This is a genomic window from Tardiphaga sp. (assembly GCF_041424195.1).
GTDB lineage: Bacteria > Pseudomonadota > Alphaproteobacteria > Rhizobiales > Xanthobacteraceae > Tardiphaga.
This window is the reverse complement of record NZ_JBGMOE010000232.1, coordinates 1-26,075: the sequence shown is the minus strand read 5'-3', so window position 1 is coordinate 26,075 and position 26,075 is coordinate 1. Positions and strand designations below refer to the sequence as shown.

The 26,075-nt window shown below is 59.2% G+C and carries 20 protein-coding genes and 2 pseudogenes; 10 read left to right on the top strand and 12 right to left on the bottom strand.

Translation table 11 applies throughout. The features are described 5' to 3' along the window. Positions 1 to 871 (bottom strand): annotated as a pseudogene (gene sucA, locus ACEK02_RS32835) (2-oxoglutarate dehydrogenase E1 component); the annotation flags it as partial. 163 nt (positions 872 to 1,034) lie between these two features. Further along, complete coding sequence (locus ACEK02_RS32830; RefSeq protein ID WP_371426050.1) at positions 1,035 to 1,718, bottom strand: TetR/AcrR family transcriptional regulator; 684 nt, start codon at positions 1,716 to 1,718, stop codon at positions 1,035 to 1,037. Positions 1,719 to 1,955: 237 nt separating this feature from the next. On the opposite strand from ACEK02_RS32830, the gene ACEK02_RS32825 reads away from it, so the two are divergent. The 6 genes from ACEK02_RS32825 to ACEK02_RS32800 all read left to right on the top strand — a co-directional run bounded on the left by ACEK02_RS32825 (position 1,956) and on the right by ACEK02_RS32800 (position 10,584). Continuing rightward, positions 1,956 to 2,498 carry an OsmC family protein gene (locus ACEK02_RS32825; RefSeq protein ID WP_120287621.1) on the top strand — a complete coding sequence of 181 codons (543 nt, stop codon included), beginning with the start codon at positions 1,956 to 1,958 and terminating at the stop codon, positions 2,496 to 2,498. Positions 2,499 to 2,566: 68 nt separating this feature from the next. Continuing rightward, complete coding sequence (locus tag ACEK02_RS32820; protein WP_371426048.1) at positions 2,567 to 3,706, top strand: acyl-CoA dehydrogenase family protein; 1,140 nt, start codon at positions 2,567 to 2,569, stop codon at positions 3,704 to 3,706. Positions 3,707 to 3,834: 128 nt separating this feature from the next. Then, the gene (locus tag ACEK02_RS32815; protein WP_371426046.1) at positions 3,835 to 4,713 is read left to right on the top strand and encodes a sulfurtransferase; all 879 of its coding nucleotides are present in this window, start codon (positions 3,835 to 3,837) and stop codon (positions 4,711 to 4,713) included. 724 nt (positions 4,714 to 5,437) lie between these two features. Beyond that, a complete protein-coding gene (locus ACEK02_RS32810; protein ID WP_371426044.1) occupies positions 5,438 to 6,661 on the top strand; it encodes a hypothetical protein in 1,224 nt (407 codons plus the stop codon). 78 nt (positions 6,662 to 6,739) lie between these two features. Further along, positions 6,740 to 8,737 (top strand): AAA family ATPase, encoded by a 1,998-nt coding sequence (locus ACEK02_RS32805; protein ID WP_371426043.1) that lies wholly within the window; start codon positions 6,740 to 6,742, stop codon positions 8,735 to 8,737. A gap of 632 nt (positions 8,738 to 9,369) precedes the next feature. Beyond that, positions 9,370 to 10,584, top strand: coding sequence for a hypothetical protein (locus ACEK02_RS32800; RefSeq protein ID WP_371426041.1), 1,215 nt, complete (start codon positions 9,370 to 9,372; stop codon positions 10,582 to 10,584). Here ACEK02_RS32800 and ACEK02_RS32795 read toward each other — a convergent pair. The 7 genes from ACEK02_RS32795 to ACEK02_RS32765 form a co-directional block, all read right to left on the bottom strand. Further along, a complete protein-coding gene (locus ACEK02_RS32795; RefSeq protein ID WP_371426039.1) occupies positions 10,574 to 11,842 on the bottom strand; it encodes a hypothetical protein in 1,269 nt (422 codons plus the stop codon). The two genes, ACEK02_RS32800 and ACEK02_RS32795, sit on opposite strands and share 11 nt — an antisense overlap. Before the next feature lie 328 nt (positions 11,843 to 12,170). Further along, a complete protein-coding gene (gene sucD, locus ACEK02_RS32790) occupies positions 12,171 to 13,055 on the bottom strand; it encodes a succinate--CoA ligase subunit alpha (RefSeq protein WP_371426037.1) in 885 nt (294 codons plus the stop codon). Between the two features lie 4 nt (positions 13,056 to 13,059). Continuing rightward, positions 13,060 to 14,256 (bottom strand): ADP-forming succinate--CoA ligase subunit beta, encoded by a 1,197-nt coding sequence (gene sucC / locus ACEK02_RS32785; RefSeq protein ID WP_371426035.1) that lies wholly within the window; start codon positions 14,254 to 14,256, stop codon positions 13,060 to 13,062. A 205-nt stretch (positions 14,257 to 14,461) separates the two neighbouring features. Further along, the gene (gene mdh, locus ACEK02_RS32780) at positions 14,462 to 15,427 is read right to left on the bottom strand and encodes a malate dehydrogenase (protein WP_068730094.1); all 966 of its coding nucleotides are present in this window, start codon (positions 15,425 to 15,427) and stop codon (positions 14,462 to 14,464) included. Between the two features lie 205 nt (positions 15,428 to 15,632). After that, positions 15,633 to 16,817, bottom strand: coding sequence for a cell division protein ZapE (gene zapE / locus ACEK02_RS32775; RefSeq protein WP_371426033.1), 1,185 nt, complete (start codon positions 16,815 to 16,817; stop codon positions 15,633 to 15,635). Positions 16,818 to 16,882: 65 nt separating this feature from the next. Next, the gene (gene thpR, locus ACEK02_RS32770; RefSeq protein ID WP_231078692.1) at positions 16,883 to 17,419 is read right to left on the bottom strand and encodes an RNA 2',3'-cyclic phosphodiesterase; all 537 of its coding nucleotides are present in this window, start codon (positions 17,417 to 17,419) and stop codon (positions 16,883 to 16,885) included. Between the two features lie 227 nt (positions 17,420 to 17,646). Continuing rightward, on the bottom strand, positions 17,647 to 18,273 hold the full coding sequence (locus ACEK02_RS32765; RefSeq protein WP_371426031.1) for an arylesterase: 627 nt from the start codon (positions 18,271 to 18,273) through the stop codon (positions 17,647 to 17,649). Between the two features lie 79 nt (positions 18,274 to 18,352). On the opposite strand from ACEK02_RS32765, the gene ACEK02_RS32760 reads away from it, so the two are divergent. From ACEK02_RS32760 to ACEK02_RS32745, 4 genes are all read left to right on the top strand, one after another. Then, positions 18,353 to 19,093, top strand: coding sequence for an ABC transporter ATP-binding protein (locus ACEK02_RS32760; RefSeq protein WP_371426029.1), 741 nt, complete (start codon positions 18,353 to 18,355; stop codon positions 19,091 to 19,093). A 4-nt stretch (positions 19,094 to 19,097) separates the two neighbouring features. Then, positions 19,098 to 21,668, top strand: coding sequence for an ABC transporter permease (locus ACEK02_RS32755; RefSeq protein ID WP_371426027.1), 2,571 nt, complete (start codon positions 19,098 to 19,100; stop codon positions 21,666 to 21,668). Between the two features lie 311 nt (positions 21,669 to 21,979). After that, the gene (locus ACEK02_RS32750; RefSeq protein ID WP_371426026.1) at positions 21,980 to 22,768 is read left to right on the top strand and encodes a Bax inhibitor-1/YccA family protein; all 789 of its coding nucleotides are present in this window, start codon (positions 21,980 to 21,982) and stop codon (positions 22,766 to 22,768) included. Between the two features lie 83 nt (positions 22,769 to 22,851). Continuing rightward, a complete protein-coding gene (locus tag ACEK02_RS32745; RefSeq protein WP_371426024.1) occupies positions 22,852 to 23,376 on the top strand; it encodes an N-acetyltransferase family protein in 525 nt (174 codons plus the stop codon). A gap of 16 nt (positions 23,377 to 23,392) precedes the next feature. On the opposite strand, the gene ACEK02_RS32740 is transcribed toward ACEK02_RS32745, so the two are convergent. From ACEK02_RS32740 to ACEK02_RS32730, 3 genes and pseudogenes are all read right to left on the bottom strand, one after another. Then, positions 23,393 to 23,755, bottom strand: a complete 363-nt coding sequence (locus ACEK02_RS32740; RefSeq protein ID WP_371426022.1) for a DUF2794 domain-containing protein — start codon at positions 23,753 to 23,755, stop codon at positions 23,393 to 23,395. A gap of 542 nt (positions 23,756 to 24,297) precedes the next feature. Then, positions 24,298 to 25,050, bottom strand: coding sequence for a DUF1223 domain-containing protein (locus tag ACEK02_RS32735; RefSeq protein WP_371426020.1), 753 nt, complete (start codon positions 25,048 to 25,050; stop codon positions 24,298 to 24,300). A gap of 168 nt (positions 25,051 to 25,218) precedes the next feature. Continuing rightward, a pseudogene (locus ACEK02_RS32730) lies at positions 25,219 to 26,075 on the bottom strand (aconitate hydratase); the annotation flags it as partial.

Here is a 26,075-nt window from a genome sequence, read left to right as displayed (position 1 = left end):
GCATGCCGACCACGATTTCCTTCACGCCGAGATTGCCGCCGCGCTTGATGATCTGTTCGAGCGCGGGGATCAGCGATTCACCGCCGTCGAGGCCGAAGCGCTTGGTGCCGGTGAACTTGACGTCGCAGAACTTCTCGAAGCCGTCGGCCTCGACGAGCTTCATCAGGATGGCGCGGCGGCCTTCCGGGGTGAAGCTGATTTCCTTGTCCGGGCCTTCGATGCGTTCCTGGATCCAGGCCTTCTGCGCCCGGTTGGAAATGTGCATGAACTCGACACCCAGCGTCTGGCAGTAGGTGCGCTGCAGGATCGCAACGATCTCGCGCAGCGTGCCGTATTCGAGGCCGATGACATTATCGAGGAAGATCTTGCGGTCGTAGTCGGCGTCGGTGAAGCCGTAGGAGCGCGGATCGAGTTCCTCGTGATCCTTCTGGCCTTCGATGCCGAGCGGATCGAGATTGGCGTGGAAGTGGCCGCGCATGCGGAACGCACGGATCAGCATCAGCGCGCGCACGGAGTCGCGGGTCGCCTGGTTGACGTCGCCGGTGGAGGCTTCGGCACCGGGCTTCTGTGCCTTGGCAGCGAGTTTGGCGCCCACGACCTTCTCGACCTGGGCCCAGTTGCCGTCCATGGCGGAGGTCAGGTCGTCCTTTGGCGTCAGCGGCCAGTTGGCCTTCTCCCAGGACGGGCCTTCGGCGTTCTTCTGAACGTCGGCGGGCGAGTCCTTCAGGCTTTTGAAAAACTCCTGCCACTCGGCATCCACCGAGGAGGGGTCCTTTTCGAAACGGGCATAGAGTTCGTCGATGTAAGTGGCGTTTGCCCCCTGCAGAAACGAGGAGAGTGCAAAGGCGGCGTTCGCGTCCTGGCGAGACATGTTGGCGTCCTGATTTGGCGTCGCGCGGAAAGTGTTGGCGGGGGCCGACCCGTCGTTGGATCAGGCCTAAAGTCGAGCGACCTTCTAACCTATTTAGTACGAATGTGCGCCCTGAAAAACACGAAGAACTGAATATTTCGTCAACTCTTTGTGCGGTGCAATTTCAGTCGACCACGCTGAGGTCTTCCTTGGCCAGGGCGGCGGCGCCGCCCTGCAATCCGCTGCGCCGGGTCCGCCGCACGCGAATGGGCCCGCAGGCCTCGTCCAGCAGGGCATTTGCGGCCATTCCGGCGGCGTCGGCCACACTGGGGTCGCGGGTCACCATGGCCGCGACGATGGCGCCGTCCATCAGCAGGCCGATCTGGTGGGCCAGGAACTCGGGCTTCTTGGCGCCCGCAGCGCGGGCCAGCCCTGCAATATGGGACAGGACGAACGACTTGTGGCGCAGGGCGAGATCCCGCAGCCGGGTCTCGTCCTTGGGGTGTTCGCCGACCGCGTTGATGAACACGCAACCGGTGTAACCCTCTTCGCCAAACCACTTTTTCAGCGCGGGGAAGATCGAATCCAGCTTTTCGCGGGGCGTCGCGGGGCGCTCGATGGCGGCGATAAACCAGCCGCGCCAGACCTTGCCTTCCGATTCCAGGACGGCCTCGACCAGCTCGTTCTTGGATTTGAAGTTCTTGTAGAGGGTGGTCTTGGCCGTGCCGGCCTCGCTGACGATGGCGTCGATCCCGGTGGCATTGATGCCGTTCTTGCAGAACAGCCTGGTCGCCGCATCCATCAGCCGGTCGCGCGGCGACACCTGCGGAACATTGCCTTCGACAGCCTGCGGGATCGCATCGGTCATGTCCTGTCATATGTCATGCGGCGCGCAGGGCGCAAGCGATCATCGGTTCCTGACCAATATTCGAGCGGGGAATCGGCGTTCTGGCGCGCTAAGTGGCAAAGTCGCCAACGCCTCATTTTTGGCCATCGACCCAACCCACTGAAAATACGCGGCTTTCGCAATCCCTCCCGGCTGGCACACATCCTGCAAAGCTACAGAACGTTCTGTATCTTTCTAGATTCCCAGGGAGAAAACCAAATGACCGCTGTTGCCGCCAAAACCGCCCTGACCGGCTGCCTCGCGCCGATCGACAAAGGCGGGCTCGAACAGCTCATCGCCAACGGCAAGGCCAATCCCAACGTCATCAAGACGCTGAAGTGCAAGACCGTCGCCGAGGGCAAGTTCCGCCACGCCAACTACATCCGCAACCTGCCGCCTTACATCGTCGATGAGCCGCCGGCGCTGCTCGGCGACGACACCGCGCCCAATCCCTCGGAAGCCTCACTGGCCGCGCTCGGCTCCTGCATCGCCGTCGGCCTGCACGCCAATGCCGTGCATCGCGGCTGGACCGTCAACAAGCTCGAACTGCAGCTCGAGGGCGATCTCAACATCACCGCGGTCTGGGGCACCGGCGATATCAGCGAGAAGCCCGTCGGCTTCACCGATGTGCGCATCAAGGTCGACATGGAATGCGAAGGCGTGCCGCAGGCCGAGATCGATGCGCTGATTGATCACGTCAAGAAATGGTCGCCCGTCGCCAACACCTTCACGCGCCCGGTCAATCTCGAAGTCTCTGCCTGATCTGAGTTCGCGCGGCCGCAGCGATGCGGCCGCAGTCTCTCTCTTCCTTGCGCGTGACGGAGATCGACATGACCACGACGGCTGTGCTGCGGAAATCTGACGCCGTTGAGGTGACGGACGACTCATCATCTCTCATCGAACGGATCGCCGCCGTCGCGCGCACCGATCTGTCACCGATCGCCCTGGAGATCGACGAAGGCACGATCTATCCCGACCGGGCGCTGCGCCATCTCGGCGATGTCGGCGCCTGGTCCGCTCACGCGGATCTGCGCGCCACCATTGCCGGCATCTCTGCCATCGGCGAGACCTGCGGCTCCACCGCCTTCATGGCGTGGTGCCAGAACACGCTGGTCTGGTACATCCTCAATTCCGATAACGCCGCGCTGAAGGCGAAATATCTCGGCGATGCCGCGAGCGGCAGGCTGCTCGGCGGCACCGGCCTGTCCAATCCCATGAAGAGCTTCTTCGGCATCGAGAAGCTGAAGCTGAAAGGCCGCAGGACCGATGGCGGCTATATCGTGCGCGGTGCGCTGCCCTGGGTGTCGAATCTCGGCCCCGACCACATGTTCGGCACCATCTTCGAACTCGATGACGGTTCCGGCGAGAAGGTGATGTTCCTCGCCGATTGCGCCGATGCGAATCTCTCGCTGACGCCGTGCAAGCCGTTCCTCGCCATGGATGGCACCGGCACCTATGCCGTGCAATTCCGCGACGTCTTCATCCCCGACGATCAGGTCCTCGCCGCGCCGGCGATGCCATTCGTGAAGAACATCCGCGCCGGCTTCATCCTGATGCAGATGGGCATGGGCCTCGGACTCATCAGGGATTGCGTCGCCATCATGCAGGGGGTCCGCCCGTCGCTTGCCCACGTCAATTGCTTCCTGCCGCAGCAGCCCGAGGATTTCGCCGGGCTTCTGGCGAAGATGGAAGCCGAGACGATGATGCTCGCGGCCACGCCCTATGAGACCGGCAATGCCTATTGGCGCAGCGTCGCCGAACTGCGCCTGCGCGCCGGCGATGCCGCGGTGGCCGCAGCCCATGCGGCGATGCTGCATTGTGGCGCACGCGGCTATCTGAAATCGCACCGCGCCCAGCGGCGCCTGCGTGAATCCTACTTCGTGGCGATCGTCACCCCCGCCACCAAGCAACTCAGAAAAATGCTCGCAGACAATGCGCGCGAATATCCGGGAGACCAGGGCGGGGCGTGATCCCGATCATGCAAGTGATCACGATCACGCCAATGGTTCACGTCAATGATCCATCAGACAACCTCACTTACGTCACGGCGAAACCACAGGCGATCCAGCACAACGGTTCAACACAGTGGAGGCTTTCAATGGCTGAAGTTCTGATATCCGCAGACGACCTCGTCACGTTCATGACATCCGAACCGTGTGTCATCATCGACACGCGCAATCCCGATGCTTATGCAGCCGGGCATATCCCCGGCGCCGTCAATCTCCATGAGATTTTTACGTTCCTCGCCACCTCGACGCCGGAAGGCATGGATGAGCTGAAGACCAAATTCGCTGCGGCCTTCGGCGGCGCCGGTCTCTCCGGCAGCGAGACCGCGGTGATCTACGAACAGTCGATGAATTCCGGCTTCGGCCAGTCCTGCCGCGGTTACTTCCTGCTGGAATTCCTCGGCTACCCGAAGATCAAGGTGCTGCATGGCGGCTATGAGGCCTGGACCATGAAGGGCCTGCCGACCACCACCGACGTGCCGGCGCCGAAGCCCGCGTCCTTCGCAGTCAAGCCGGAAGCCGGTTCGATCCTGATCGATGCCGCCACCATGCAGGCCGCGCTCGGCAATCCGTCGATCGCGCTGCTCGATGTGCGCGATGTCGATGAATGGATCGGCGAAAGCTCCTCGCCCTATGGCCGGGATTTCTGCCCGCGCATGGGCCGCATTCCCGGTGCCGTCTGGATCGAGTGGTACCGCATGATGAAGCCGACACCGGAAGGTCCGCGTTTCAAGTCGAAGAACGAGATCCTGGCCGAATGCGCCACCGTCGGCATCACGCCGTCGACCACGGTCTATCTCTACTGCTTCAAGGGGGCGCGCGCCTCGAACACGTTCCTGGCGCTGAAGAATGCCGGCGTTGCGGATGTGCGGATGTATTTCGGTTCGTGGAACGAATGGTCGCGCGATCCGAAATATCCCATCGAGGAAGGCCTCCCGCTGCTGGGCGAGAAGCAAATGCAGGCGGCATAAGTTAGCTGCGCGACGACCCATCCCACGCCGTCATTCCGGGGCGCGGCCGGCTCTTGCCGGACGCGAACCCGGAATCCCGATGTGAGTCGCAGGACGAGATTCCGGGCTCGATCCAGTCGCCTCCGTGCCGCCCGGAATGACAGGTAGACTACCAAATACAAAAGGCCCGCTCTCGCGAGTGGGCCTTTGCTTTTTCGGTCCGAGGCAGTCAGGCATCCGCCCTTCACCACGCACTACTCAAGCGTGCGAAACATCCCACAACTTAGTCATCGACCGTCGACACCGTAGTTAGGCGATGACTCGCTCGTAAATGTACGAGTAGCGAGTCATTTTGACTCAGCATTGGAGTGCAGCTCCCAGCGATTGATGCGATGGCTCTGCTAATGATTTTATGTTGATCGCATCTACCACACCGGGGGAATTGCTTTCCGCTGCTCTCTAAGGTGACGTCTCAGATTTTTAGCCCTCAGCAGATTTTGGCCGAGCTTGGAGAACGCTCATCTCTGGTTCATCTGCGCGGATACAGAGAGTAAGAGGCCCATAGCATCGGTCTTTGAGGCTACAAGGATTGGGCCGCAGCTGTTGATCTATCTCTAGCTATTCAAGCCAACATTCTGGATGATCGCGATCCCGGTCGTGAGGGCGAAGAAAATCAATTGAGTTAGCTCAATAGAGAACTTGTAAGATCAAATTGTTGAAAAGCATCCAATGTTTGGAGGTGGAGATGCAGGTTGTTTTACTGGGAGCTGGGGCATCAAAAAGCTATACGGAATCACCCACTGGCGTGCTTATGCCGCTTGCTCTCGACTTCTTCCAGACATTCGACAAGCTAAAGATCAAGGGTGCGCCCTGGGTTCTCTTAGATGGACTGTTTGAATTTCTCATTGAAACTAAGGGTGTCGATCCAAATGTATTCCTCAGAGCAGGGATAGACATCGAGCTCCTGCACTCAGAGATTGAGTCTCACAGAGATGAAGCGTTAAAGACCAATGATCCCGGCAATTGGATGCTGCCGTATAAGGCTTTCAACGAACTGATCTTTCTCTTTACGGCGGTTTTGAATGAGATCCAGAACGGGCCGATATCTGAGGCTCACAAGCTGATAGCAAGGCACATCAATCCGGATGATTCCATCATCACGTTTAATTGGGACACACTAATGGATCGAGCATTGTCTAGCGAGACTGCTTGGTCCGTGGATGGCGGTTATGATGTTCGTCCGAGGAAAATATTTTCAGATGGGTGGAGAGATCCAAACGAAGTCGAAGGGCCTCGCAACTGGCCAAATCTTATCAAGCTCCACGGCTCAACGAACTGGCTAACCGGATATACAACGACAGATGGGCAAGGAAAGATTGTCGCGGGGCATGATCTTCCAGGCGACACGCTTCACATTTTCGAAAAGGCGACTGTGCCCTATCCCTGCTACGCAGGCAGATACATTCCGGGCTATCAACCTTACTCTTACGGCTACTATCCACCGAACTTTCTGGACGTTGGAGGGCGTCCGGCGTCCCCGGGGAGAGTGATCATAAGAACGCGACTGCGGGCTCCTCACAGAATGGATGGTGTCAGCAGTGCCGAAGGATTAGCGACAATGCCACTGATCATACCGCCAGTGCGAAACAAGAGCTATGAATTTTTCGGATCGCTATTCTCGAAGCTTTGGTCAACAGCAGAGAGAGCAATAGCAGAAACGGACAGATTGCTCGTAATTGGCTATTCGTTCCCAAAAACGGATCTGCAGAGTATCAACCTCTTTGAGCGCGCATTTGCCAATCGCACAAGCATTCCGGAAATAACAATTGTTGATCCCGCGCCGCAGCATGTAGTTCAAATCTTTCGTGAGAAATTCCACGTCGATGAGGCAAAACTTACAGTCATCGCTGATCGATTCAGTTCGAAGTCTGACTTCCCTCTGCTATTTAAAGGAGAAGACGCATCTTAGGCTCGTGGAGCTTGTGTTCGAAGCTACAACTTGCATATAGTACCGCGGACATGTCTCGGTGTGATCATCTGTGAGCCAATGATTTCATTTCCTGTATTTCAGACGCTTACCATACAGAACTACGGCCTTTTTCCTTCATCCTATGCTCATCCCTTCGTTGTCACTTTCAATGCGGGTCAAACTGTAATTGTCGGAGTTAATGGCTCTGGCAAATCAACGATGGTTGGCCTTCTTTTGAGAATGCTAACAGGGCCCTTTGACCTCCCATCTGGTCGATCGGATGAAGAACTTGGCCAAATCCGCCCAGAGGCATCGAAGTTCGACAAGCGAGATCGGTCTTACTTTGCGCTGCGCGTTGCAGATGGCGCAAAAGAGGCTGTTGCAAAACTAGTGGTCAAGTTCGGCTCAAAGACCTTACTCGTTCAAAGGCGCCTGTCTGATCTAAGCTTGGTTTCGGTATCTATCGGGCGAGACCAGATCGCAATAGATGACGACGAGAAAAGGTATCAAGCCGCATTAGCGACCTGTTTTGGCGTTGATACATTCTTTGATGCTTTGATTGTTCTTCGTTATCTAACGTTTATGCTCGAAGATCGTCGGAGTCTGGTTTGGGATAAGACTGCCCAAAGACAGATATTCCGCGTCCTTGTTTTGCCGCCGGAAGAAGCTACGAAACTAGCCATTGCGCAGCAACAGCTGATCTCGGCTGATAGCGCGTATCGCAATACTTATAATGTCATCTCTCGACGAAAGAAGGAGCAGGAGAGTGCCTCGACACGCGTTCAAAAGCTTCAGGATGTTGAGGCGGCGCTCCGAATAAAACAGGCAGAGGCAAATGCCACGAGGGATCAACTAGATAAAATCGGTAGTCTTCGTATTCGCTCTGACAAGGAACGTCGAGAAGCTCGTTTAGGAAAGCTGAATGCAGCGGAAGCGCGAGAGGCATCTGTTCGCGAGCTTGAGCGAATAAAAATGCAATCGCTAAAGCACTGGTTCGAGCCCTCCAATCAAACAGCACACTATATCGTCGCGCATCTGCTCGCGGAGCATCAATGTTTAGTCTGTGGCGCCGATCCTGCACCAAATGCCGATGACTTGGAGAAACGCATAGACGAAGGAAAATGCCCAATCTGCGGGTCCGTACATGCCTTAACCGAGAAGGAGATATCGTTTTCAAAGCTTGACGTTGCTCGCATTCAAAGGCTTGAGAAAGAGCTTCGTCTATCAGAACAGCAAATGGCGGATGCTGAACACAAAGAAAGCTTGTCGATTGCAGAGTTCGCGAAGCTTGAGAATGAATACGAAGACTTGCGACGAAGGTCGATTGATATTGATCAGGAGATCGTCCAGCTCTTAAAGAAAATGCCCGCGGAACGGGCAGCGCTCTCCAACGCTGAAACAGAGATAGGCCTTCTCGACAATATTCTTCGCAGCGATAGTTTGAAGCGGGATAAGGCAGCGCAGAAGTTTCAGAGAAAGACAGCGCAAGTCACCGAAAACGTTCAGCAGTTGCAGGATAGAATCGCGGGCGCTTTCCAACGGTTCATAACGCTCTTTGTAAAAGAAGAGGCTGTTTTAGTTTACCAAACAATACAGGAGCGCGTGGCACAGGGATTGGCCACGTTCGCATTTCCAGTTTTCCGATTGGCGATGACAGGAGGCTCAGTCGCTGGGTTGATGGTTCGAGAAGGTCCTGACTCTGTATCTCAGTCTCAGGCAGAGTTTGTGGATCTGGCGTTCCGTATGGCCCTGATGACTGTGGTTGCGCCAAGGGGGGCGGCTTCACTAATAGTAGACGCTCCCGAGGCGTCTTTAGATTTTCTTTTTGCGACTCGAGCGGGGCACCAGTTGGCGGCCTTCGCTAATTCTAACAAGCTGAACAGGGTTATCGTCACATCCTACTTACCTAGTCGGCATTTTGTTTCAGCGTTTATCTCTGGGATTACTGGACAGAAGAACCGTCGAGAGCGAATTGTCGATCTCATAAGTGACGCGGCAGCCAACGCAGCGATGCGTGCCGATAGAGCGAAGTATGCGGAGTTCCTTGACAACATCGTCAAGGGACGGAGGCCATAGCATGGCTTTTGAGGGGAGGACTTCGCTTTCTAATAGCTTGAGACTGGTCCTCCTGCTTGATGCATGTGAGGCCGCAGATCTTACGCCAATCCCAGTATCGCGATTCCACGCTCTTGCGTTCCTGGCGAATATTCTTGCGCCAGTTTGGTCGGAACACAGCTTTGACGGAAAGATCTTAAAGCGGAGCGGCGGACCGTTCTACCCAGACCTTCAACGCGAGCTTGATCGGTTGGTTGGGCTCGGTATCGCATCCGTTCATAACGTGGGACACGTTAAGGAGCGCGGTCGATGGAGGCTGGAGGGGGCGTTCGCGCTAAATGACAGGCGCGCGAAGAGCGTAATTGAGTTTTCCGATGCGTTTGAATCTGAGCGTGCGACAAGAGACTTCTTTCGGAGGCTCGCTTTCGCAAGCTCACGACTGAAAACTCCCGTTGAACAACTAGTTTTCCAGGACGTCACGTGGTCGGATCAACGGACGGGGACTGGGGACGTAATTGATTTCTCAGAGTGGCAGATCGCCAACTACAGCGCGTCTGCCGCGCAATACTTCGAGCGGGTGTCTCCGCGTGGGGTGCGGATGTCACGAGGCGACAAGCTGCAGCTCTACATGCATCTTCTAGAGCGGAGAGCAAATGCAGCCGTTTGAACAGAAAAGTGACGGAGAGGTCTCTGTGGAGACTCCCGAGGATGCTGAGGCCGGCACTGCAGGGGCGATGTTTCAGAACCCTGAGCAACCACAGCTGCCGCCTAAAGAGCTGGTCGCAGTAGGCGATCCATCTCCGTTTGGTGCAACGAATGTTGATCAGCTCTCTGGCATTGCAAAACAGTTCTTCGGAGCCGAGCCAGATCTAGATGCTTCAACAATAACAATAGCCATCCAAGCCCTCGCAAAGGTGATCGGTCTCAGAATTCAGAATTCAGATGCTGTAAATGACGAAAAGAACGTCGCGATCTTTCTGATCTCTGACCGCCCTCGCGAGCTTGCGAACTCGATCGGTGCGAAGCATGAGCCAATAATTGACGACGGTTCGCGCTCGTTAGTCGGAAAGCTGTGGATCTCGCCGGCTACATTTGTCAGCGGTTATGCACTCGATCTTCCCACTTCCGGAACCTCCGAAGCTTTTCAGAAAGTGATGGACTTAAAGCTCGGATCGATGGCTGCATGCGTATACAATCCAGCCGGCACGGACCGCGAAATCCGATTTTACCCCAACGGATTGAATGACGAGACGCGTGTCGTAAAGTTTGCGGTCTCAGATGTTGCGTTTGACTTCGATACCTTAGATCAAGTGTTGAATACATTTCATCTGCAGAACTTTGTAACTCCAGATGCGACTTTGGATATTCTAGATCCGTGGAAGGCGGCATCGAAGTATCACCCCAGAGAGAATGCTGAGGCATTCTTTCAAGCATGGTTGAAAACCGCGCTTAGTGTCGTGTTCTGGCGAAGTATCGTGGTGAAGTTCGAAGTCTCGGGAACGGAAGGACGATGCGATTTGCTAATGATGTCCAGGCAAGGGGAAGGTTGGCTGTGTCGGGCGGTGCTAGAGCTGAAAGTTCTAAAGTCATTTTCTTCATCGGGTCGTTCAATTTCACAGACGGTTAGCGAACAGGCAATCAAAGATGGCGTGTTGCAGGCCGTGGCATACAAAACACAGAACGCTTCGGAAGTTGGTGTTCTATGTTGCTATGACATGAGAAAGCCAGATCATTGTAACGATGATGAATGCTTTAAGCCGATACAGTCGATTGCGACTGGCAACGCCATCTTTTTGAGGCGTTATCGTGTGCACAATTCTTCGAAAGCTTTAAGAGCGGTCAAGTATGGTTCTAAAGCTAACGGCTGAGCACTAAAAGTGTTTCGGAGAGGCTCTGCTGTCCTCCCTGCTGCGGAGACGATCTCATTGAACGAAATGGCTCATGATTAACAACGGTTTTACCCGACTGTTCTGCAAGTTGGGCTAGTATCATTCCAACCGGAATTGAGACGCCGGCATACCGGCTATCACCGACCACCATCCACATTTGCGCTCCCTTAGTCAGTCGGCTCCATAGGCTATCGATCACCGTTGCCATATCTGCAAAGTAGCCACCGACCATCTCAGGAATTGACTTGTCCCACAGCTCATCTCTCACGTCTTCGAGACGCTCGAGCGCAGTCGCAAGAGCTGGCGAGCCCTTCGGGGCAGGAGGGAACTCTCTTCTGATTTGAACGTGCGATGACAATGTGGAAGTGCGGAGCTCGGTATTGGAGTTGGGTGTTTTCAGGTAACCTAACGCCCACAGTTCTACATTATACACATCGGTATAGTCGAAAGAGTTGGGATAAGGAGGCGAGAAAACGGCGAGGTCGTATTGTGCTCTTCGCTTCTTCAAAATGCTTCGACAATCGCCGCGGAAGAGGCTGTAGTCCATTTCCCTTCTCGTGCCGTGACGAACAATGTCTCCGACTGCGATCTCTACAGCGGCGCAGAATGCTTCGTCCAAATGCCGAGCCGTTTTTCTTTGGTCTTCCCAATTGCGTCGGTAGCGGCGGCCTTTGCCACTTACAATGACATTACTCACTTCCACCACGACTCCGCCGAGCAGAACTCGAAAGAGACGTCGATTGATCGGATCCCTGATGTCCTTCAGGGCAATGCGATAAGCGGCGAGTCGGTCCGCTACACCGCGATCGAAGATCCAGCGGCCATTGTGGCCAGGCTCAATAAATGTCGGGGGTAGACCGCTAAAGACAACCCTAGCGGCTCGCGAAATGCCATTTGCCTTCCGCACAAGCTTCGAGAAATCTCGCGTGAGTGAAGGCACATCGTAGCGGGAGACTTTAGCCTCGGCCAGATCCGCCAAATACGGATTCACTTCAATGAACGTGGGGTGGATGCCTAAAAACTGGCAGGCGAGCGCGGTGGTGCCGGAACCTGAGAAAGGATCGATGCATCTTTTGACGCGGATAGGACTTTCAGAGACGGCCCTAGCAATTAACTCCGGAGCGAACGCCTCTTTAAAGTTTCGCCAGCCTTGGAACGGGAGGGCTTGTGCCCCAGCATTCGTCCCCAGCGCGGTGATCTCCCGGCCGTTAATCCAATTATCAAAGGTTACCAACAAGTTAATCTGCCTTCGCTACGTCAACCAGCGGTTGCCCCACTGCAGCGAGAAGCAATATCGGTCCATTAAATTAATACAACGACAAGCTTACCAGGCTGTATCGCTAGCCTCGCGCGCCCCTCGCGACGGTCGGGCCGTCACAGGTCTGGTAAACAATCCAAATATCCGTTAGAAAATTCCCCTGTAAATCAACGGCTAGGGGGCAGGCCGCGCAATCCTTTCCTGGGCACCAGTCGTTTCCCTACCCAGTTGATATCAAGCGTCCCGCACGCAAAAGGCCCGCTCTTTCGAGCGGGCCTTTCTTATTCTCATCTCTGTCGAGCTAGTCTCAGCCCTTCAGCACATCCACCAGCGTGGTGCCGAGGCGTGCCGGAGACGGCGAGACGCGGATGCCGGCGGCTTCCATGGCTGCGATCTTCGACTGGGCGTCGCCCTTGCCGCCCGACACGATGGCGCCGGCATGGCCCATGCGGCGGCCGGGAGGGGCGGTGACGCCGCCGATGAAGCCGACCATCGGCTTCTTGCGGCCGCGCTTGGCTTCGTCACGGATGAACTGCGCCGCGTCTTCTTCTGCCGAGCCGCCGATTTCGCCGATCATGATGATCGAGGTGGTCTTGGGGTCGGCCAGGAACATCTCGAGCACGTCGATGAATTCGGTGCCCTTGACCGGATCGCCGCCGATGCCGACGGCCGAGCTCTGGCCGAGGCCCGCCTGGGTGGTCTGGAACACGGCTTCATAGGTCAGCGTGCCGGAGCGCGACAGGATGCCGACGCTGCCGGGCTTGAAGATGTTGGCCGGCATGATGCCGATCTTCGATTCACCGGCGGTGACGACGCCCGGGCAGTTCGGCCCGATCAGGCGCGACTTGGAGCCGGACAGCGAACGCTTCACGCGCACCATGTCGAGCACCGGAATGCCCTCGGTGATGCAGACGATCAGCGGGATTTCCGCGTCGATGGCTTCGCAGATCGCGTCTGCGGCGCCCGGCGGCGGCACATAGATCACCGACGCATCGGCACCCGTTTTGTCGCGGGCCTCGGCCACGGTGTCGAACACCGGCAGGCCGATATGGGTGGAGCCGCCTTTGCCCGGCGAGGTGCCGCCGACCATCTTGGTGCCATAGGCAATCGCCTGCTCCGAGTGGAAGGTGCCGTTCTTGCCGGTGAAGCCCTGGCAGATGACCTTGGTGTTCTTGTCGATCAGGACGGACATCTACTTACTTTCCCTTCACAGCGTTGACGATCTTCTGCGCGGCGTCGTCGAGATCGTCGGCGGGCAGCACGTTGAGACCGGATTCGCGGATGATCTTCTTGCCTTCCTCGACATTGGTGCCTTCGAGGCGGACGACGAGTGGCACCTGCAGGCCGACGGCCTTCACCGCGGCAACCACGCCGGCAGCGATGACGTCGCACTTCATGATGCCGCCGAAGATGTTGACCAGGATGCCCTTCACGTTCGGATCGGCGGTGATGATCTTGAACGCCGCGGTCACCTTCTCTTCGGAAGCGCCGCCGCCGACATCGAGGAAGTTGGCCGGGCTTTCGCCGTAGAGCTTGATGATGTCGAGGGTGGCCATTGCGAGGCCGGCGCCGTTGACCATGCAGCCGATGGTGCCGTCGAGGGCGATGTAAGCGAGGTCATATTTCGACGCCTCGATTTCCTTGGCGTCTTCTTCCGTGGTGTCGCGCAGCGCGACGATTTCCGGGTGACGATACAGCGCGTTCGAGTCGAACGACATCTTGGCGTCGAGGCACTTCAGCTCGCCCTGCTTGGAGATGATCAGCGGATTGATCTCCAGCATGTCCATGTCCTTGGCGATGAAGGCGGTGTAGAGCTGCGCCACCAGCTTCTCGGCCTGCTTGGCGAGATCGCCCTTGAGGCCCAGCGCCTGCGCAACCGTGCGGCCGTGATGCCCCATGACGCCGGTGGCCGGATCGACCGAGAAGGTGACGATCTTTTCCGGGGTGTTGTGCGCGACGTCCTCGATGTTCATGCCGCCTTCGGTGGAGACCACGAAAGCGACGCGCGAGGTTTCACGGTCGACGAGGAGGGAGAGGTAGAATTCCTTCTCGATGTCCGAGCCGTCTTCCAGATAGATCCGGTTGACCTGCTTGCCGGCGGGGCCGGTCTGTTCAGTGACGAGGGTCGCGCCGAGCATTTCCTTGACGAACTGCTTGGTCTCGTCGATCGACTTGGCGAGGCGGACGCCGCCCTTGTCGCCGGCCGAGGCTTCCTTGAACTTGCCCTTGCCGCGGCCGCCGGCATGGATCTGGCTCTTCACCACCCACAACGGACCGCCGAGCTGCTTGGCGGCAGCTTCGGCTTCCTCGGCCTTGAGGATCGGCACGCCCTTGGAAACGGGCACGCCGAATTCCTTCAGCACGGCCTTCGCCTGATATTCATGGATATTCATAAGTCGCTCCCGAACCCCGGTTGGTGAACTTGGAATTCACGTCGTTTTCTTTGAACTGGCATACCGTATACCAAGCATGCGGCAAGTCAAAGTGACGATAATTCCGCGTGACGGACGAATTGGCTGAGGGGTTCGTTGCAGTGTTTGCCAATGTCGTCAAATGCAAAACCGGCACCCCTAGGGTGCCGGTGAGGTGAGCCTGATCTTAACCGAGCAGGTCGGGCGCGATCTTCTTGCAGGCGTCCATCAGGCCGACCACCGAAGCCACCGACTTGTCGAAGCCTTCCTTGTCCTTGCCGAGGAGCTCGATCTCGACGATGCGCTCGACGCCCTTGGCGCCGATCACGACAGGAACGCCGACATACATGTCCTTGACGCCGTATTCACCGTTGAGGTGCACGGCGCAGGGCAGCACGCGCTTCTTGTCCTTGAGGTAGCTCTCGGCCATGGCGATGGCCGACGCAGCCGGCGCGTAAAAGGCCGAGCCGGTCTTCAGCAGGTTGACGATCTCGGCGCCGCCGTTGCGGGTGCGGTCGACGATCTCGTCGATGCGGGCCTGCGAGGTCCAGCCCATCTTCACCAGATCTGGTAGCGGGATGCCGGCAACGGTCGAATACTTGACCAGCGGAACCATGGTGTCGCCGTGGCCGCCGAGCACGAAGGCGGTGACGTCCTCGACCGACACGTTGAATTCATCGGCCAGGAAGTAGCGAAAGCGCGCCGAGTCCAGCACGCCCGCCATCCCCACCACCTTATTCGCCGGAAGACCGCAGGCCTTCTGCAGCGCCCAGACCATCGCGTCGAGCGGGTTGGTGATGCAGATCACGAAGGCGTTCGGGGCATACTTCTTGATGCCGGCGCCGACCTGCTCCATCACCTTGAGGTTGATCGAGAGCAAGTCGTCGCGGCTCATGCCCGGCTTGCGCGGCACGCCGGCAGTGACGATGATGACGTCCGAACCTTCGATTGCTTCATAAGAGTTGGCGCCGGTCAGCTTGGAGTCGAAGCCGTCAACCGGCGAGGACTGTGCGAGGTCGAGCGATTTGCCCTGCGGCACACCTTCCGCAATGTCGAACATCACGACGTCGCCGAGTTCTTTCAGGCCAACGAGGTGAGCGAGCGTTCCGCCGATCTGACCAGAACCAATCAATGCGATTTTGTTACGCGCCATGGGAAATCTATCCTTTAAGCCCGAAGGGGTAGGGAGGGAGCAGGAAATGCTGACAGGCTGGTTATCCCTTTCGCGGACACCGTTCAAGTCGGGGCCTGCCCAATTGTCGAGCGCCGGCCTGCAATGCAAATTATTATGAGCAAACCGGAAATTGGAATCGCTTGCGAAAGTACCGATTCCGCTTTGATATCGATCTGATCGCGCGTCAGGTTTCGACCAGGCCCGTGGTGGCGCCTGACGCCGTGGAATCGCTGCGGCCATGGGGCAGGGCCAGATATGTTTCCGAGCCCATCTCGAACAGGCGCGACGCGGTCCGCGCGAACTCCATGGCTTCGAACCCTTCACTCGCCAGATAGAGCGCGTGCGGTTCACCGGCCGCCGAGGCCATCAGCTTCACGGCATTGTCATAGAGCGTGTCGATCAGTGCAATGAAGCGCTTGGCGGCGTTGCGGTCGCCATAGTCCATCATCGGAATATGTTCGATGAAGAGCGTGTGATAGTCGTGCGCCAGTTTCAGATAGTCGGACGCGCCGAGCGGCTTCTCGCAGAGGTCGCCGAATGAAAAGCGTGCAACGCCCTGGGCCTCCAGAGGGACATGCAGCGTGCGTCCCTTGATCGAAATGTCGCGCGACCTGGCGGGTGCGCCGCCCGTGAGCTTCGCCCAGGCTTTGTCGAGTGCGGCCTTTGCTGCATCATCGTCCGGCACCAGCCAGCTCTTTACGCCGGCCAGTTTTTCCAATCGATAGTCGGTGCGCGAATCCAGTTTGCGCACTTCCATATGATCTTCGATCTGTTTGATGAACGGCAAAAACAGTGCGCGGTTGAGACCGCCCTTGTAGAGATTGACCGGTTCGACATTGGATGTTGCGAAGACGATGGTACCGAGTTCGAACAGTCGTGCAAACAGACGGCCGAGGATCATCGCATCGGCGATATCGGTGACATGAAATTCGTCGAAGCACAAAAGCCACGCTTCATCGAAGATCGAATTCGCCGTCAGCGCGATGACATCGCCTTCCGGGATCTCGCCGCTCGCGATTTTCTGGCGGAAACTGTAGATGCGCTCATGGGTGTCGGCCATGAATTCGTGAAAGTGCGCGCGACGCTTGTGCGAGACCGAGCTGGCTTCGAAGAACAGGTCCATCAGCATGGTCTTGCCGCGACCGACCTCGCCGTGGACGTAAAGACCGCGCGGTGGCTGCGCATCCTTGTCGCCAAACAGGCGTCCGAAGAAGCCTTGCTTGCGCGCTGGCCTGTAGGTGGATAGCGCGGCATCGAGCGCGGCAATGGCCTCGACGGCGCCGGCCTGCGCCGGGTCGGCCTCAATGGCGCCGGAGGCTACGAGGGCTTGATATTGTTCGCGGAAGGATTGCGGAGGGCTGGACGACATGGGGCCCTAACGGCCCCATGTGTCCGGAAAATGCAAGATGCGAATTGGTCGATGCGGATATGCGCTCATGCGCAGAGCGCGTAGGAATCCTCGACCAGATAAGGTCCGCCGCCCGTGGAGGCCCGCGAGGAGAACAGCACGAAGCGCGAGGCGGTGAAGATCTTCGTCGGGAAGTAGCCGCGCACCGAAAGATAGTCGGCGACGTCGCGGTCGCAGGAATCGCGCAGCCGGGCCAGTGTGACATGCGGCGTGAATTTACGGCCCTCGGGCTCGAGCCCGCAACGGCGCACCAGCCGTTCCAGTTCGGATTGCAGTTCAAGCAGTGGACGACTCGGATCCACCGAGGCGACGACAGCGCGGGGCTTCTTGCCGCCGAAGCTGGACAGGCCGCGGACCGCGACTTCGAACGGCCTGCGCTCCACGCGTGACATCAGATCGGCGATCTCGTTGGCGGAGACGCCATCGATGTCGCCGATGAAGCGCAACGTGACATGATAATTTTCAGGATCGATCCAGCGTGCGCCTGGCAGGCCGCCACGCAAATTGGCCAATGTCTGGCCGATCTCGGCTGGTATCTCCAGTCCGGCGAACAAACGCGGCATAGTCAGCTCCTCTTTGCCGGGGCGCGATTTTCGCCGAAAGGTGCTGACTACGGTGTGCTTACGCACGCCCGCACCCCTCGGCGAAAATCATGCCCGAACAAACGAGCCGGTGACGAATCACCGATGTCTTTTTTTACCCGACTTCTGTGACTCTGCGAAGCAGATGCCGCGCTCGGTGCATGAAGGTTCCGTGAAAAACCGTCATTAAGGTTGAGGCTGCCTGTTTCTCAACTGCGTTGCCCGGCGATCGTGCCGACAAATGCCTCGACGCTGGGCAGGATGTTTTTCACGACGATGTCGACGCCCTCCGCTGTCGGATGCATTGCGTCGGCCTGGTTGAGTTTGCTGTCCCCGGCGACGCCTTCGAGAAAGAACGGATAGAGCGGCACGCCGAATTGTCTGGCGAGATCCGGATATATCGAATTGAACTTTTCCGCATAATCGGCGCCGTAGTTCGGCGGTGCCACCATGCCGCAGAGAAACACGGCGATGTTGCGGGCCTTCAGCCGCGTCAGTATCTCGGTGAGTGCCGCACGCGGGACCTTCGGATCGGTGCCGCGGAGCGCGTCGTTGGCGCCGAGCTCGATGATCACACCTTGCGTCCCCTCGGGCACCGACCAGTCGAGCCGCCCGAGACCGCCTGAGGTGGTATCCCCGGATACGCCGGCATTGATCATCTCGACCTCTATCCCCCTGTCCTTCAGGGCCTTTTGTAGCCGGACGGGAAATGCAGCCGCAGCCGGCAGCCCGTAACCGGCGCTCAGTGAATCGCCCAGCACCACCAGTTTGACCGGTTTGGCGGCGCCGGCGGCAGCCGCCTGTGCCGTGGCGGTGGGAATCGGAAGTGCGACCATTAGACCTGCCGCGAGAAGCCACATAAACGTGCGTAGCAGCCCCTCGACCGCCGCAAATGAAGTGCCATATGAAGCTCGCATGGATACTTTCATTGAAGCCTCATCATCGGCCGGCGTTTCGCCGGACACCATTTCAATCTCGAACATCAACCTCTCGCTCGGCACCGGCGCCGCGCGCGTGCATATCCTCAAGGATATCAGCCTGCGCGTCGGATCTGGTGAAGCGATCGGGCTGATTGGCCCGTCGGGCTCCGGCAAGTCCACGCTGCTGATGGTGATGGCGGGGCTAGAGCGTCCTGACTCAGGTCAGGTGGTGGTCAACGGTACCTCTTTCAATGATCTCGATGAGGACGGATTGGCGCGGTTTCGTGGCCGCCACGTCGGCATCGTCTTCCAGTCCTTTCACCTGATCCCGACCATGACGGCGCTGGAGAATGTCGCGGTACCGCTGGAGCTGGCGGGTCATCCCGATCCGACCGGCCGTGCGGCGCGCGAGCTGGAAGCAGTCGGTCTTGGCGCCCGTCTGCATCACTATCCAACCCAGCTCTCCGGCGGTGAACAGCAGCGCGTTGCGTTGGCCCGCGCATTGGCGCCGGACCCTGCGATCCTGGTCGCCGACGAGCCCACCGGCAATCTCGATGAATCCACCGGCGGCCAGATCGTTGATCTGCTGTTCGCGCAGCACGCCCAGCGCGGCATGACATTGGTGCTGGTGACCCACGACCATACGCTGGCGCATCGCTGCGACCGCGTGGTGCGGTTGCGCTCCGGCCGGATCGATGGGGCCGCCACCGAGCGCAACTGGGTCGAGACGGCCTGATCGCATGACCGTCATCACCGATACTGTTCCAAATAGTCGTGGCCCGTCGTTGGCGCTGCGTTACGCTTTCCGCGAGATGCGCAGTGGCCTGCGCGGCTTCTACGTTTTCATCGCCTGCATCGCGCTGGGTGTGATGGCCATCGCCGGCGTCGGCTCGGTTGCGGCAAGTCTCGGCGAGGGCGTGGCGCGCGAAGGCCGTACGCTGCTCGGCGGCGACGTGGCATTCTCGCTGATGCAGCGTGAGGCCAAGCCGGAAGAGCTCGCCTTCTTGCGCGCACGCGGTGCAGTGTCGGTTGCCGCAACGCTGCGCGGCATGGCACGTGCGCCGGACGGCAATCTTGCGCTTGTCGAGATCAAGGCCGTCGATAGCAGCTATCCCTTGCTCGGCAAGGCGACCCTGACGCCGGACATGCCGATGAGCGATCTGCTCGCCGAACGCGACGGCGCCTATGGCGCCGCGACGGATACGACATTGATGGCCCGGCTCGGCCTCAAGGTCGGTGACCGCCTCACGGTCGGTAATGCGACGTTCCAGATTCGCAGCGAAATTTCAGCGGAGCCTGACAAGCTCGCGGGCGGTGTCGGTTTCGCGCCGCGGTTCCTCGCCAGCGAGGACGCCCTGCGCGCCACCCAGCTTCTGCAGCCAGGCAGTCTGGTGCGCTGGATCTACCGCGTTCGCCTGCCGGACACGGTTTCCGGCGATCGCGCTGCCAAGGCGCTGGCCGACGATGCGCGTGCCCAATTGCCGCAAGCCGGCTGGGAAATCCGTTCGCGCGACAACGCTTCGCCGCAGCTTGAGCGCACCATCACGCGCTTCACCCAGTTCCTGACGCTGGTTGGCCTCGCGTCACTGCTGGTCGGCGGCGTCGGTGTCGCCAATGCCGTGAAGAGCCATATCGATCGCCGCCGCGACGTCATCGCGTCGTTGAAAGCGCTTGGCGCGACCGGCCGTGACGTGTTCGCGATCTATCTCACGCAGGTGCTGGTGCTGGCGGTGATCGGCTCGCTGATCGGCCTGGTGGTCGGTGCGTCCCTGCCGTTTGTCATTGTCGGCCTGTTCGGCAAGCTGCTGCCGCTGCCGGTGGTGCCGGCGCTTCATCTCGATGAGCTGGCGCTGTCGCTGCTGTACGGGCTGCTGACGGCGCTGGCCTTCGGCCTGTGGCCCCTGGCCCGCGTACACGACGTGCCGGTTGCGGCGCTGTTTCGTGATGCGGCGCTGACGGAATCGCACCGGCCGAAGCTGCGCTACATGCTCTGGATGGCTCTCGTGGTCGGGCTGCTGATTGCGGTGGTGGTCGGGCTCGCTTACGACAAGCGTGTCGCTGCCGTATTCGTGGTGTCGTCAATGGTCGTGTTCGCCTTGCTGCGCGGTATCGCCGGCGCATTGATGGGGTTTGCGCGCAAATTACCGCGGCCGAGTATGACCATGCTGCGGCTGGCCATTGCCAATATCTACCGGCCCGGCGCGCTGACGCCCTCGGTGGTGATGTCGCTGGGACTGGGCCTGACGGTGCTGGTGACCGTCACCCAGATCGACGGCAATCTGCGCCGGCAGTTCATGGCGGCGTTGCCGGAAAAGGCGCCTTCGTTCTATTTCATTGATATTCCCTCAACCGATGCCGACCGCTTCAGCGCGTTTCTCAAGGAGAAGCAGCCACAGTCGATCGTCGAGGACGTGCCGATGTTGCGCGGCCGGATCGTCGCCGCACGCGGCGTCAAGGCGGAAGACCTCAAGCCATCGTCCGACGCCGAATGGGTGCTGCAGAGCGACCGCGGCCTCAGTTACACCAATGAGGTTCCGCGCGGCTCCAAGCTGGTCGAAGGCGAATGGTGGGGGCCCGGCTATAGCGGGCCGCCACTGGTGTCGTTCGAGAAGAAGCTGGCCGATGGGCTCGGGCTCAAACTCGGCGACGAGGTCGTGGTCAACGTGCTCGGCCGCGATATTACCGCCAGGATCGGCAACATGCGGTCTGTCGACTGGCAGAGCCTCGGCATCAACTTCGTGCTGGTGTTCTCGCCCAATACCTTCCGCGGTGCGCCGCATACCCATATCGCCACGCTGACGGAACCGAAGTCCGATCCGTCCCAGGATGCCGGTCTGGTCAAGGCGGTCGCCGACGCATTCCCGATGATCACCACCGTGCGGGTCCGGGAAGCGCTCGATACGGTGGGATCGGTTGTCACAAACCTTGTACTGGCGATCCGGGGTACCAGCGCAGTGACGTTGCTGTCGGCGATCCTTGTGCTCGGTGGCGCGCTGGCCGCCGGCCACCGGCATCGCGTTTACGACGCTGTGATCCTCAAGACCCTCGGTGCCACGCGCGTGCGGCTGCTGGGTGCCTATGCACTTGAATATCTCATGATTGGCCTGGCCACGGCGGTGTTTGGCGTCATCGCCGGCTCAGTGGCGGCGTGGCTGATCGTCACGCGTCTGATGACGCTGAGTTTCGTCTGGCAGGCCGGTAGCGCGGCAGGTGTGGTTCTGGCGGCGCTAATTGTCACAGTCGGGCTGGGTCTGGCGGGTACGCTGGTAGCCTTGAATCAGAAGCCTGCCACCGTGTTGCGTAATTTGTGACCCGTTTTGACACGAAGCAGCCTTTGGGCGGGCTGATTCGTGCAGAAAGGCTGCGAAACCGCCAAGCTTGCGTCAGGCTGAAAGTTTACCGGGATGCCTGAATGCAAATCGGAGCGACATTCCGCCACGCGTGGAAGCTTGCAGCGAATGTGTTAGTTTACCACATACCCTTTGGGTCAGACATCGAACGCAGATGACATCGATTTTTTATGAAATCGAATTTAGTGTCAGGGGCGTAGATATCTGGGATACAATTCGAACCGGCGACGCGAACCCTTTGCGATCAGCCGGACAACATCGAGGTTTCGACCATGTCGGATCTAGACCGTAACTATGCTTCCCCCTTCGGCCGGGTCGGCGCGCGCGATGCCGCTGCCGTGGACGCCGGACTGCGCTCCTACATGCTGCGCATCTACAATTACATGTCGATCGGTCTGGCCATCACCGGCCTGGCTGCTCTTGGTGTATACATGGCAGCCGTGACCACGGACCCCTCGGGCGCCGCGGCCCGGATCGGTAGCTCCTACCTGACGCCGTTCGGCTACGCGATGTTCGTGAGCCCCCTGAAGTGGGTGTTCATCCTGGCGCCGCTGGTCATGGTGTTCGCCATCTCGTTCGGCATCAACCGGCTGAAGCCGGCCACCGCGCAGTTGCTGTTCTGGGCTTTCTCGGCTCTGATGGGCATCTCGCTGTCGTCGATCTTCCTGGTGTACACGCACACCTCGATCGTGCGGGTGTTCTTCATCACCGCTGCCTCGTTCGGTGCGCTGAGCCTCTATGGCTACACCACCAAGCGTGACATGACGGGCATGGGGTCGTTCCTGCTGATGGGCCTGTTCGGCATCATCATCGCGAGCCTCGTGAATGTCTTCGTGGCGTCGTCGATGCTGCAGTTCATCGTGTCGGTTGTCGGCGTGCTGATCTTCGCCGGCCTCACCGCCTACGATACCCAGCGCCTGAAGAACGACTACATCTACGGTTACGCCTCGCAGGGCGGCGATATTGCCGAGCGCGCGGCGATCACCGGTGCCCTGTCGCTCTACCTGAACTTCATCAACCTGTTCACGCTGCTGCTCCAGTTGCTCGGACAGCGCGAATAAGCCTCGGAACATAGAGAAGATCTTAGCCCCGGCCGAAAGGCCGGGGCTTTTCTTTTGGACGGAGCAAAAATAGTCTCCGTGCCATGTCCGATATCGAAATCAGGCCCGCCACGGCGGCAGATCTGCCCGCGATCACTGCGATCTATGACGAAGCGGTGCGATTCGGCACGGCCACCTTCGAACTGCTCTCGCCAGATCTGGCCGAGATGGCCCGCCGTTTCGAGGCGCTGATCGACAGTGGCTATCCCTATCTGGTGGCTGCACAGGAGGACCAGATCGTCGGCTATGCCTATGCCAGCGCGCATCGCCCGCGACCGGCCTATCGCTTCACCGTCGAGAATTCGATCTATCTCGATCCGAAAGCCCAGCGGCGGGGCATTGGCGGCAAGCTACTGGCGCGGCTGATTGCCGAATGCGAGAGCCGCGGCTATCGCCAGATGGTCGCCGTGATCGGCGACAGCGCCAATGCCGGCTCCATCGCGGTTCACCGCAATGCCGGCTTCCAGATGATCGGAGTGCATCCCGACGTCGGCTTCAAATTCGACCGCTGGCTCGACACCGTCTCGATGCAGCTTGCGCTGGGGGACGGAGCCCGCACGCTGCCTTGACGATTCGCGAATCGATCTAGACCACCGCCAGCTTGCGATCGATCACCAGCAGCACGCGGTCGAGTTCGTGCCCCCGGCGCAGAATCAGGCCACCAGCTGAAATCACGCTGTACATGCCCTGTTTGCGCACCAATCGCGGATCTTTCTCGATGCGGTATAGCGGCACTTCCGACGAGCGGCGGAACACTGAGAACACCGCGCGGTCACGCAGGAAGTCGATGGCGTAATCCCGCCACTCGCCGTCGGAGACCATACGGCCATACAGGTTGAGGATGCGGCTGAGCTCAAGGCGATTGAAGCTGACGACAAGTGCGGCGGCGGCAGAGCCCGTCGCCGCGCGATTCTCGCTCGGTTCGGTATCTCCCGGAATCACAGTCATGCGGCGCCTCCTGTCACATCCCCGACATGATCGCGCTGACCGCAGTCCTCTGCAAGGGCCGATCCGCGAGCCTGATGGTAGAAATTTGCCGTCACGGGAACGTCAGTCGAATCTTATTGCCGCCAAACTTTGGCCCATCGGGCGCCCTTCTGGATTGCGACAAGAAGCTACTGCGTCGGGTCCGGTTCTTCCGGTCTCGGATTCCTCAGCCCCCAGCCCCCCGCGGTCGTTGGGATCGGACCCTGCGCAGGAAGTTAATCCCCACTGGGCCAACGCAAGTTGGTCCTTTTCTTTTTGGTGGATGCACTCTGTTATTTCCGGGGCGCGGTGTGGTCAGCAAGGGCGACGAAAGCGCGAACCCGGCCGATCGCCTAAAGCAAGACACGTCTGATGCCGTCCTGCGCCAAGCGGGACCATGGTGCGACGCCGGTTCTATTACTTCGAGATTCCGGGGTCGCGCACAGCCGTCGCTGCGTTCGCCCTTGGACACTCCAGTTGGAGTGTCGGGGAATGACGAGATCGTTTATGACGAGAGATTAAAACTACTGCAGCGACGTATAGGCTGCGCCGCGCATCGCGCCGGGCTTGTCGCGCGTGCCGTCTTGCACATAGACGACGGCGGCATCGACTCCATCCCTGGAGATGTTCTCCAGCGGCAGCGTCCAGTTGGCGGCGTTGCCCGTCCAGTCGCCGACCTTCAGCCAGTTTCGAACGACGTTGTAATAGGTGAGTTGCTTGCCGCGATTCTCGCCGCGACCGATCGTGATCGGCACAGCTTTCGCCACCGAGCAAATCCAGACTTCGCCATGCGCCGTATCCGACGCAGTAGTCGATGCGGCAACGGACACGTTGACGTGTTTACCCGAGACCGACATCGACACCGGCACCGTCATCACGGTGCCTCTCTTGGTTTCGCTGATCGCGCCCTTGATACGATCGACATCGCTGCCGATCACCTGAGTGGCGCCGTTGACGACGACTTGTGGCGTGTAGACGTCGCGATCGCCGCGCATCTGCGAATAGGCTTTCTGACGCGCACTGAAACGCGAGTCGGCCAGTGTATCCTTCCAGCCCAAGTAGTCCCAGTAATCGATCGGCATACTTAATGCGATCACGGACGGGTCCTTGGAGAGGTCACCGATGATCTTGTCTGCGGGCGGGCAGGACGAGCAACCTTGCGAGGTAAACAACTCCAGCACGGCCCGGGGCTGGGCCAGCGCGCTACCGCTTGCTGCGATGGCAGCGCACACGCCAAGTGCGCCGGTCCACTGCGATATGCTGCCAAAGGGTTTCATGAGGTTTTGCCACGCTCGAGGTGGGACACATAACAGGCGGTGTCGCACATTGGTGTCGCTAACACGTTCATGCCCTCAAACACCAGAAGGCGGCCTTTCATAGGCCGCCTTCTGTTCACTAGCCACTCACTTCGCAGTGAGGCACTACGTCACACCCACGTGTGGGCGTCAGGCTGCGAGTTGACGCAGCACGTAATGCAGAATGCCGCCGTTGCGGTAGTATTCGAGTTCGTCGAGCGTATCGATGCGGCAGAGCAGGGTTTCCTTGTGCAGCGAGCCGTCGGCCGACACGATTTCCGCGGTGAGCTGCTGGCGGGGCTTCAAGTCGCCCTGGAGGCCACGGATGGTGACCTTCTCATCGCCCTTGAGACCCAGCTTCTTCCACGACGAACCGTTCTCGAAGGTCAGTGGCAGAATGCCCATGCCGACGAGGTTAGAGCGATGGATGCGCTCGAAGCTCTCGGTAATCACGGCGCGAACGCCGAGGAGACGCGTGCCCTTGGCTGCCCAGTCGCGCGACGAACCGTTGCCGTATTCGGCGCCGCCGAACACGACCAGCGGCACCTGCTCGGCCTGGTACTTCATCGCGGCGTCGTAGATCGACATCGACTCGCCGTCGGGCCAGTGCTTGGTCATGCCACCTTCCGGGACGTTGCCGTCGGCGCCCTGCATCATGAAGTTCTTGATGCGGATGTTGGCGAAGGTGCCGCGCATCATGACTTCGTGGTTGCCACGGCGCGTGCCGTACTGGTTGAAATCGGCCGGGCGCACCTGGTGCTCCGACAGATACTTGCCAGCGGGTGAGGTCAGCTTGATCGAGCCGGCCGGCGAGATGTGGTCGGTGGTGATCTTGTCGCCGAACAGTGCGAGAATCCGTGCATCGACGACATCGACGATCGGTTCAGGTTGCTGCTTCATGCCTTCGAAGTAGGGTGGGTTCTGCACATAGGTCGAGCCCATGTTCCACTTGTAGGTCTCGCTCTCGACCGTCTTGATCTTGCGCCAGTTGGTGTCGCCCTTGAACA